Source organism: Mycolicibacterium houstonense (assembly GCF_900078665.2).
In the GTDB taxonomy this organism is placed as follows: Bacteria; Actinomycetota; Actinomycetes; order Mycobacteriales; family Mycobacteriaceae; genus Mycobacterium; species Mycobacterium houstonense.
In genome coordinates this window covers 2,452,098-2,459,931 of the sequence record NZ_LT546207.1, presented here as the reverse complement: position 1 = coordinate 2,459,931, position 7,834 = coordinate 2,452,098, and the positions used below count along the sequence as shown (strand labels likewise).

Genomic DNA, 7,834 nt, shown 5'->3' with positions numbered 1-7,834 from the left:
GAGGGCGCTGGGGCCGACGATGCGCGGGCCGCGCTCGGGCTGTTGCTGCGCCTGGTGGACCGGCGAGGCGCGGCATGAAACTGCACCGCCTGGTCCTGACCAACTACCGCGGCATCACCCACCGCGAGATCGAGTTCCCCGATCACGGTGTGGTGGTGGTCAGCGGCGCCAACGAGATCGGCAAGTCCTCGATGATCGAGGCGCTGGATCTGCTGCTGGAGGCCAAGGACCGCTCGGGCAAGAAGGAGGTCAAGCAGGTCAAGCCCACCCACGCCGACGTCGGCGCCGAGGTGACGGCCGAGATCTCCACCGGCCCATACCGGTTCGTGTACCGCAAACGGTTCCACAAGCGCGCCGAGACCCAGCTGACGGTGCTGGCGCCGGTCCGTGAACAGCTCAGCGGCGACGAGGCGCACGAGCGGGTGCTGGCCATGCTCGCCGAGACGGTGGACACCAGCCTGTGGCAGGCGCAGCGGGTGCTGCAGGCGAGTTCAACTGCGCCGGTTGACCTTTCGGGTTCGGACGCGCTGGCCCGGGCGCTGGACGTGGCGGCGGGCGAGGCTGTCGCACTGTCGGGGGACGAGCCGCTGCTGATCGAGCGGATCGACGCCGAATACCTGCGCTACTTCACCGCCACCGGCCGGCCCACGGGTGAGTGGGCCGCGGTGACCAAGCGGCTCGCCGCAGCCGACNCCGCCGACACCGAGATCGACGTGCCCGGGGTGGTCACGGTCCGCGTGGTGCCCGGAACCCCCGCAGCGCAGACCCGGGCTCGTCTCGACGAGGCGCAGGCCACGCTCACCATCGCACTGGAAGAGGCCGGGGTCGACGGTGTCGAGGCGGCACGGGCACTGGACGCACGCCGCCGGGAACTGGCCGGCATTCGAGATCGGTTGCGCGCCACCGTCGATGCCCTCACCGGTGAGGACCACCTGGCGGATCTGCGATCGCGGCTCGCGCAACTGCGAGCCGGCCAGCCCGATGAGGCGGGGCTGTTCGAGCTGACCGGGCCCGCCGATATCGCCACCGCCCGTACCGAACTCGACGCCGCGGTCGCTGCCCACCGCCAGGCCGTGGCCGACAGTGAGACCAGCCGGAAGGTGATCGCGGCGGCGGCGCAGCGGCTCTCGGAGAAGTCGACCCGCCTGAGCGTGCTGCGCGAGAAGCTCACCACGGCGCAGGCCGAGCTGACGGCGGCCAGTGGCCGGCTGGAGGTCCAGCGTGCACAGGTCGGCGACGACGCTCTGGCCGTCAACGCCCAGGCCGCCGATGAGGACGCCGCCGCCAGCGCCGGCCGGGTGGCGGCGCTGCGCACCGAACTGTCGGCCACACAACCGGATTCGGTGAAGGCCACGCTGGCCGAGGCCACGCGCCGCAGCGAGGTGCTGGATGGCCGTCACGACGCGGCCGTCGAGGCGCTGCGGGAGGTGGCCGCGCAACTCAAGGTGTACGGCACGCAGGGGCGTAAGGGCCTGCTGGACGCCGCCGAGACCGAACGCGAACATGCCCACGCCGAGTATCTGCGGGTACACCGCCGGGCTCGCGCGGCCGAGACATTGCGGTCGGTGATGGCCCGCCACCGTGACGCCACCCGGCAGCGGTACGCCGATCCGTTCCGGCTCGAGGTGCAGCGGCTGGGCCGGCTGGTGTTCGGTGAGGATTTCGAGGTGGACGTGGACAGCGACCTCAACATCCGCAGCCGCACGCTGTCCGGGCGCACGGTGCCCTACGAGTCGCTGTCCGGCGGGGCCAAGGAGCAGCTGGCCATCGTCGCGCGGCTGGCCGGCGCCACCATGGTCGCCAAGGAGGACAGCGTGCCCGTCATCATCGACGACGCACTCGGATTCACCGATCCGGACCGGTTGATCAAGATGGGCGCGGTGTTCGACGCGGTCGGTGGCGACGGGCAGGTCATCGTGCTGACCTGCAGTCCCGAGCGGTACGCCGCCGTCGGAGGCGCGCACCACATCGAATTGGCCATTTAGCCCCTCGCGCCGCATACACTCCGCCAGGTGGAGGCTGACTACATCGTGGTGGGGACCGGGTCGGCGGGCGCGGTCGTGGCGAGCCAGTTGAGCGCGCAGCCGGACGTGTCGGTGCTGGCGCTGGAGGCCGGGCCACGCGACCGCAACAAGTTCATCCACATCCCGGCGGCGTTCTCGAAATTGTTCCGCAGCGAGGTCGATTGGGATTACCTGACCGAGCCGCAGCCCGAGCTCGACGGCCGCCGGATCTATTGGCCGCGCGGCAAGACCCTCGGCGGCTCATCGTCGATGAACGCGATGATGTGGGTGCCGGGCTTTCCCGCCGACTACGACGAGTGGGGCGACCGTGCCGGTGCGGACTGGAGTTACGCCGGCCTCGAAAAGTATCTGAAGCGGATCGAGTCCGGGCCGCTGGTGATCGAGGCGCAGCGCAGCCCACGCGGTTCGACGGCCGCGTGGTTGGCCGCCGCCGAGGAGTGCGGCCATGAGGGGTTCCGTGAGACCCGGGTGACCCAGCGCCGCGGAGCCCGCTGGAGCACCGCCGACGCCTACCTCAAGCCCGCGCTGCGGCGCCGAAACCTTTCGCTGCTCACCGAGGCCACCGCCACCCGGATCCTGTTCGCCGGCAACCGGGCCGTCGGGGTCGAATACGACCGGGGCGGGGTCCGGGATGTGGCCACGGCTCGCCGGGAGGTCATCCTGTGCGGGGGAGCGATCAACTCCCCGCAGCTGCTGATGCTGTCCGGCGTCGGTGACCGGGACCAGCTGGCGTCGCACGGGATCGAGGTGATCCGCCACGTGCCGGGCGTCGGCGCCAATCTCCTTGACCACCTTGTGGTTCCGCTGGGATTCGAGGTGAAGAACGACAGCCTGTTCGCCGCTGAGAAGCCGCTCGAACTCGTCAACTATCTGACCCGGCGCCGCGGCATGCTGACCTCAAACGTCGGCGAGGCGTACGGGTTCGTACGTAGCAGGCCCGACTTGGAACTGCCCGACCTGGAGCTGATCTTCGCCCCGGCCCCGTTCTTCGACGAGGGCATCGGCGACCCGTACGGGCACGCCATCGTGATGGGCCCGATCCTGCTCAAACCGCGCAGTACGGGCACCATCACGTTGCGCTCGGCCGATCCGATGGCCAAACCGGTGATCGACCCGCGCTATCTCAGCGACGAGGCCGATCGGACCGCGTTGATGGCGGGCCTGCGGATGAGTGCCGAGATCGCCGGCGCCCCCGCGCTCAAAGACGTGGTCGGCAAGGTGGCCCGGCCATTGGACGCGACCACGCTGGACGACGAAACGCTTGCGCGGGCACTGAATTCGGTGTCACACACGCTGTATCACCCGGTTGGCACCTGTCGCATGGGCAGCGACGAGGACAGCGTGGTCGACCCGCAGTTGCGCGTCCGCGGAATCGAGTCGCTGCGGGTGGCCGATGCGTCCGTGATGCCGACACTCATCCGTGGCCATACCCACGCGCCCAGCGTGCTGGTCGGGGAGAAGGCCGCCGAGCTCGTCATTCAGGGTCAGAAGTAGGCGTTGGCCGGAACGGGCGTGCCGTGCAACAGGTTCTCGCCGATCACGCGGGCCTTGTAGGCCACGGGGTTGTGCAGCGTGATGGTCCGGATGTTGCGCCAGTGCCGGTCCAGGTTGCGCTGACGGCTGGCCGCACTGGCCCCGCCCAGTTCCAGCAGCCGGGTCGCGGCCTCGGGTGCGACATCGTCGAGGTGAACCTTGACCTGGGCGACCTTGAGTTGGGCTTCCGCGGCGAGCCGCGCGTCGGGCACGCCGTCCACGGCAGAGTCGGTGGCGGCACCGATCGCCGCTGCGGCGTCGAGCACGGCGGCCCGGGCCACGTACGCGGTGCTGGCCAGCACCCCGAGCTGGCGTTGCAGCAGGGGATCGTCGGTGGGCCGCTCGGTGACCGCGTGACTGAAGTTGCGTTCGCGCGAACGTAGCAGCGCCACACCATCGTCGACGACGTTGGCCAGGATGCCGGCCACCACCGCATGGATGAACAACTGCAGCGAGGCGTACTGCACCGTCGGAACCGGCTCGGCGTCGTAGGGCGTGTCGACCAGTACCTCGTCGGCCGCGACCGCGACATCGGTGAACGTGGTGGTGCCCGTGCCCGTCCGGCGCTGGCCGAATCCGTCCCAGTCGTCGACCAGGCGAACGCCGTCGCGGTCGGTGGGCACCAGCACGTTGGCCACCGAGTCGTGGTCGGTGGTGGCGGTCACCGTGAGGTAGTCCGAGAACAGGGTTCCGGTGCTGTAGTACTTCTCGCCGTTGAGCAGGAAGGCGCCCGGCGTCGCACCGTCGGGCAGCAGCCGGGTATTGAACACCAGGCTGCCCACGGCCAGCGATCCCTTCTCGCTGAACGCATTACCGAAGATCTTGCCCTCGGCGATCTTGTCCAGCCAGCGCTTCGACACCGGATCGTCGATGGTGCGCAGCCGTTCCTCGGTGAACCAGAAGTGGGTCCGGAAGATGTGCGCCACGATCGGGTCGGCCTTGGCGACGTCGATCACCGCCGCGAACAGGTGCGGGACGGTGAATCCGGCACCGCCGAGCGCTTCGGGCAGGCGCAGGGTGCCGAACCCGGCCCGCTTCAGTGCGGCGACCTGGTCGAAGGGATTCTCGTCGTTGAGGTCGCGGTCCTTGGCGCCTGCGGCGATCGAGGCCAGCAGGTCGTCCCACTGCGGGGTACCGGGCAACACATGGGTGACGTTCTCGACGGTGGTCATGGCACCGTTGTATCCGCACCGGTTACCGACGGGCACGCCTTTGGATCAGCCCGAACCTAACGCGACGACCCGCATGCCGTACACGTAGGTGGTCAGGTACTCGCTCAGCACCGGGTCCCGGACCTCGGCGGAATTCGGGATGGTGATCAGCAGGGCATACAGACCGGCCAGGAACGACATGCCGTTGTGCATGACGTCCACTTCGGCCGGGATCTCGCCGCGTTTCTGCGCGCGTTGCAGCTCCTCGATCACCTCGACGATCACCGGGTGTCGCATCCATTCTTCCGAGGGTGGTCGGGTGGTGGAAAAGTGCAGAGCCAGAAAGTCTTTGAACAATCGACTGCCGAGGCGGCGTTCGAGCTTCTCGAGCACACGCACCGACTCGGCGAGGGTGGCGCGCACATCGTGTGGGGTGGCGAAGAACCGGGTGAGCTCGGTGGCCATGCGCCGCTGCTCGCGCTGCTCCAGCTCGAGCAGGACATGTTCTTTGGTCGGGAAGTGGAAGAAGAAGGTGCCGTGCGCGACGCCGGCGGCCGCCGCGATCGCGGCCGTGTCGNCTGCAGCCCCTTGCGGCTGCGGGCCGTGGCGTTGAGCACCACCCGATGCTAAGCCGCAGCCAAACTGACTGTACTCAGTTTCGCTCTTTCCATTGAGGTGCTCTAGGGGTTACGGTTTCGGGCAAGAGAGATTCTGACTTCAGTCAGTTCTGGAGGTACGCGTGCAGATCCTGGAGCAGGTTCAAGACCTGCCGAAAGCCGGAAACATCAAGGCTCAGTGGGTGAGCCTGTGGTCCGGGCCTGCGGTGGGGGCCGTGTTGCTGATCGCGATGCTGGCGTTCCCCGGCTTCTGGCCACCGATGTCACCCACCTGGAGTGCACAGCAGGTGGCCGGGTTCTACGCCGATCACACGGCATGGATCCGGTTCAGCCAGGTGACCTTCAATTTGTGCGGGATCCTGATCCTGCCCTTCTTCATGGTGATCGTCGTACAGATGAAGCGCATGAAGGGCCAGAGCCATGTGTTCGCCTACTGCTATCTGACCGCGGTGGTCAGCGGTGCCACCATCTTCGCGCTGTCCAACATTCTGTTCCTGGTGGCGGCGTTCCGCCCGGAGCGCGATCCCGCGTTGATCATGCTGCTCAACGACTTGGCCTGGATCCTGTTCGTCGCCCCGGTGGGCATGGTGGTGTCACAGTTCGCCCTGCTGGCGGTGGCGGTCTACTTCGACGACGGGCCGGATCCGGTGTTTCCCCGCTGGGTGGGCCATTATTCGGTGGCTACTGCGGTGGCGATGATTCCGGCCGCAGGCGCGGCGGTGTTCCACACCGGGCCCATGGCCTGGGACGGGCTGTTGGCCTTCTGGTTGCGCAACGGCGCCTTCGCGGCATTCGTCATCGTCATGTTCTTCGTCTTGCGCCGTGCCGTTCTCCGGCAGGCGATCGAGGAAGGCGTCACCGCAGGGCCGGTGGACGCGTGAGCCTGGTGACCGACGCGCCGCCGGGTAAGCCCGACGTGCGGTTGATGACGTGGTTCTTCCCCCTGTGGTACGGCGTTTTCGGTGTCATCATCTGCATCCTGACCCGGGTGACGCCGCCACCGCGGCCCGATGTCACCGCGGCCGACAAGGTCGCGTTCTTCACCGAGCACGGCCTGACCATCAAGGTCGGGTTCTGCCTGCTGCTGATCCTGCTGGGTGGCGCGGCCATGACCAACGGCCTGGTGGCCTACCAGATCAAGCGCATGTCGGTGGGGTCGGTGTTCGCCTACGGCTACATCGGCGGCATGGGAGTCGGAGCGCTGCCCGGTTTTCTGTTGGTGTCGGTGTGTTTCCTGACGGCGGCGTTTCGGCCCGATCGTGACCCCGAACTGATCAGTCTGCTGTACGACCTCGGAATGCTGTCCTACAACGGCTCTTTGGGCTGTTTCACGGCAGCGTATCTGGTGTTGGCGATCGCGATCCTCTACGACAAGAACGAGATCTTCCCGGCGTGGTTCGCCTACGTGACCATCTGGCAGATCATCACCGAGGTGATCGCCACCCAGATGTTCCTGTTCCAGTCCGGGCCGTTCGCCTGGAACGGGTCGATCGCGTTCTGGTGGGCGGTGGTGGTGTTCTCGGTCTGGTTGTCGGCCCTGATCATGCTGCTGCGGCGGGCCGCCGTGCGCGAGCCCATCGACGCGCCGGGATTGGAATGAGGAGATGACGCGTAATCCCACACTGACGCAACCGGACTCGCGACCCACGGCGCCACGTACGCATCTGCCCGGCGACGGGCACATGTGGGTGATGGTGCTGGGCGATCTGGTCATCTTCGGCGGCTACTTCATCGTCTTCATGATCTACCGGACCATGTATCCGGACGAATTCCTCCGGGCCCAGCAGCATCTCGACATCACCATCGGTGTCGTCAACACCGTGATCCTGCTGACCAGTTCCTGGTTCGTGGCCCGTGCCGTGCTCGCCGCCCGCACCGGCCGCCATGACCTGGCCATCAGACTCACCTACGCGGGCGGCGTCGGTGGCCTGATGTTCATGGCCTGCAAGGGCTACGAGTGGGTGGTCAAGATCGGTGCCGGCCACACCAACTCGCAGATGTTCTATTCGTTCTACTACGTGCTCACCGGGGTGCACCTGATCCACGTGCTGATCGGGCTCATCGTGCTCGGGGTGATCGTGCGGGAGCTTCGCAATCCGTCCCGCCGCCGGGCGTCGGTGGTGGAGGCGAGCGCGCTCTACTGGCACATGGTCGACCTGCTGTGGGTGATCATCTTCGGCCTGCTCTACGTGGTGAGGTGACGATGACCGAACGGACCGTGACCCGGACCTGGCTGCTGCTGACCGTGATCACCGTCGGATCCTGGTGGTTGGCGCCGGCCCAGTATTCGGGCACCCTCCGCGCCAGCGTGCCGATCACGGCGCTGGTTCTGGCGCTGACGTTGATCAAGTCCCGCTTGATCATCCGGCAGTTCATGGAGGTCCGCACCGCCCCGCGGTGGCTCAAGTTCGCCACTGACGGCTGGCTGGTGGTGCTGTTCGGGGCGGTCTTCGCGATCTACCTGATCTGACCAGCGCGGTGCGCGGCACAATGGAATGCAATGACGATG

General features: G+C 67.4%; 8 protein-coding genes. 6 read left to right on the top strand and 2 right to left on the bottom strand.

The genetic code is table 11. The annotated features are described in order from the left end of the window. Window positions 1-74 precede the first annotated feature (74 nt). Window positions 75-1,985 (top strand): ATP-binding protein, encoded by a 1,911-nt coding sequence (locus BN4332_RS12305; protein WP_066898700.1) that lies wholly within the window; start codon window positions 75-77, stop codon window positions 1,983-1,985. Window positions 1,986-2,012: 27 nt separating this feature from the next. Continuing rightward, window positions 2,013-3,518: a GMC family oxidoreductase gene (locus BN4332_RS12300; protein WP_066898699.1), complete on the top strand. Its 1,506-nt coding sequence runs from the start codon at window positions 2,013-2,015 to the stop codon at window positions 3,516-3,518. Here the strand turns inward: BN4332_RS12300 and BN4332_RS12295 are convergent. Then, window positions 3,509-4,729 (bottom strand): acyl-CoA dehydrogenase family protein, encoded by a 1,221-nt coding sequence (locus BN4332_RS12295; RefSeq protein WP_066898698.1) that lies wholly within the window; start codon window positions 4,727-4,729, stop codon window positions 3,509-3,511. The genes BN4332_RS12300 and BN4332_RS12295 overlap by 10 nt on opposite strands. Before the next feature lie 45 nt (window positions 4,730-4,774). Further along, window positions 4,775-5,272, bottom strand: a complete 498-nt coding sequence (locus BN4332_RS12290) for a TetR family transcriptional regulator (protein ID WP_066898697.1) — start codon at window positions 5,270-5,272, stop codon at window positions 4,775-4,777. A gap of 175 nt (window positions 5,273-5,447) precedes the next feature. Between BN4332_RS12290 and BN4332_RS12285 the strand changes: the two genes are divergently transcribed. From BN4332_RS12285 to BN4332_RS12270, 4 genes are read left to right on the top strand one after another with little or no spacing between them, the layout of a single operon-like run. Further along, a complete protein-coding gene (locus BN4332_RS12285; protein WP_066898696.1) occupies window positions 5,448-6,206 on the top strand; it encodes a hypothetical protein in 759 nt (252 codons plus the stop codon). Window positions 6,207-6,250: 44 nt separating this feature from the next. Further along, complete coding sequence (locus BN4332_RS12280; RefSeq protein ID WP_235654267.1) at window positions 6,251-6,925, top strand: hypothetical protein; 675 nt, start codon at window positions 6,251-6,253, stop codon at window positions 6,923-6,925. Window positions 6,926-6,929: 4 nt separating this feature from the next. Further along, window positions 6,930-7,526: a cytochrome c oxidase subunit 3 family protein gene (locus tag BN4332_RS12275; RefSeq protein WP_096866890.1), complete on the top strand. Its 597-nt coding sequence runs from the start codon at window positions 6,930-6,932 to the stop codon at window positions 7,524-7,526. Window positions 7,527-7,528: 2 nt separating this feature from the next. Then, complete coding sequence (locus tag BN4332_RS12270; RefSeq protein WP_066898694.1) at window positions 7,529-7,795, top strand: cytochrome C oxidase subunit IV family protein; 267 nt, start codon at window positions 7,529-7,531, stop codon at window positions 7,793-7,795. Window positions 7,796-7,834: the final 39 nt, after the last annotated feature.